This window comes from Rhodopirellula maiorica SM1 (assembly GCF_000346295.1).
In the GTDB taxonomy this organism is placed as follows: domain Bacteria; phylum Planctomycetota; class Planctomycetia; order Pirellulales; family Pirellulaceae; genus Novipirellula; species Novipirellula maiorica.
In genome coordinates, this window is sequence record NZ_ANOG01000729.1 from 1 (window position 1) to 1,504 (window position 1,504).

1 protein-coding gene is annotated in these 1,504 nt (G+C 52.3%); it reads left to right on the plus strand.

Going from position 1 to position 1,504, the window contains the following annotated elements:
* Window positions 1-122 precede the first annotated feature (122 nt).
* The coding region (locus RMSM_RS23520; protein WP_040769158.1) for a transposase at window positions 123-1,504 on the plus strand (1,382 nt) is incomplete at its 3' end.

The following is a 1,504-nucleotide window of genomic DNA, read 5'->3' on the forward strand; positions in this document are numbered from 1 at the left end:
CCAACGCTGTGAAGCATTTTGAGCACGTAAAAACCGGGGTTTTCATCAAGCTCCGAATATGAAAAAAGCCAGATTCCCCCCAAACACTAACTGAAACACTTCAGTCAGAAAGGAATCTGGCCATGAGTCGCAAGAAGCAATCAATACGTAGTAAGCGAAACCAACGCCGCAAAACTAACAACCAATCTCATCGCAAGAACAAGTTGCTCTTCAACGAGGTGTGTGATTGGATTGCTCCCAAAGGTGAATTGTTTACCAAAGATACATTTCATGGCAATATCAAATGGTTGCCTGAAGAATTGGCGATTCAGGCACTCATCTGGTCTTGGCAAAATCAAAAAAACGTCACCGATGCCTTCGATCAGACGATGGAAGTCTGTGAGGATCTGGGCCTTCAATGCACCGCCAAAACCTACACCGCCTTCATGAACGCTTTGGATCGCTACGAATCACTATTCGCGACGCGACTTCGCCAGAGACATCAGTCATTGGCCCAGCAAGTGGGCGGACGTTTTTGGAGGTCCGCTGACTGGGTACTGATCGGCTTCGATGGGTCACGCGTAACGGTCCCGAGAACGGTCGCCAATGAGAAGGCTTTTTGTGCACCGAACTATGGCCGCGGCGTGCGTGCCAAATACGGAAAGAAGAAGTCCAAGGGAATGCGACGCAAGCGGAACCAGAAGAACAAGCCTCAGCCACAAGAACCACAAATCTGGGTCACGATGATGTGGCACATGAGTCTTCGTCTACCGTGGACGTGGCGTTTGGGGCGATCGAACTCAAGCGAACGTGGCCACGTCGTGGAGATGCTTGGGGAAGAGACTTTCCCGGAAAAGACGCTGTTTTGTGGTGACGCGGGCTTCGTAGGCTATCCTTTGTGGAGTGCGATCCTGGCTGCCGGTGGTGACTTTCTTGTTCGTGTCGGAGCGAACGTGAAGTTGCTCAGCGAGCACGCTGACATTGAGCAACTCAGTGGAGGCCGAGTCTGGTGTTGGCCCAAGGGAAGGATGGAATCTGGCGACCCACCGCTGAAGCTGCGTCTGGTGAAAGTGAAAGTTGGCAAGACGAAGATGTGGATGCTTACGAGCGTACTGAACGCTCGCAAGCTGACGCACAAGCAGCTCATTCGTTACTACAAAATGCGTTGGGGAATCGAAGTCGAATTCCGCGGGTTGAAACAAACTATTGACAAACGCAAGCTGCGCTGCCGCAACAGTAATCGGGCTATGGCAGAACTGGACTGGTCGATTCGCGCGATGGCGATTGCCGAACTAATGGCGCTGCGAGAACAGATTCCGAACCAGCAAGACGCTACCAAGCAAGTCGAGTATGATCCCAAACAACGAAGCCTGGCCAACACGATGCGTTGCTTGCGACGCTGCATGCGTCGCCTGGACAAGTATTGCAGTACAAGTGACAACATGCTGAACAGCCTAAGGCAATCGCTTGTTCAGTCCTATCAAGCGGGCACGGACAAGAAGGCGCGTTACCGCCGGAAGAACCC